1 protein-coding gene is annotated in these 257 nt (G+C 44.4%); it reads left to right on the top strand.

All coding sequences use genetic code 11. From position 1 onward, the window contains the following. A partial coding sequence (locus R0K30_RS22565; protein ID WP_410613148.1) for a hypothetical protein occupies positions 1 to 257 on the top strand: 257 nt, incomplete at both ends.

Raw genomic sequence — 257 nt, 5'->3', positions numbered from 1 at the left:
ATCGGAAAATTGCAGTGGCGGGCGCAGGTTGCGGCAAAAAAGTAGATGGTTTCCCGAATGAGCCAAGCCCATGTCATTTCCATCTTGCAAATATTGAAACAATGAAAAAATTACTAATTTTTCCTCTATTGCTTTTCTCTTCGACGCATCTGGCGTCAGCCGAACCCACCCATGAAAAGAAAGAAATATTAGGCCGCTCTTATATGTGTGATTTTGGGAAATACGGGGTGGTTACGATCGATACTCGAGACCCTGGC

The organism is Bacillus sp. SIMBA_154 (genome assembly GCF_046536015.1).
In the GTDB taxonomy this organism is placed as follows: Bacteria; Bacillota; Bacilli; order Bacillales; family Bacillaceae; genus Bacillus; species Bacillus pumilus_P.
Note: the sequence above shows the minus strand (reverse complement) of the source record. Positions and strands in the feature narration are given on the sequence as shown.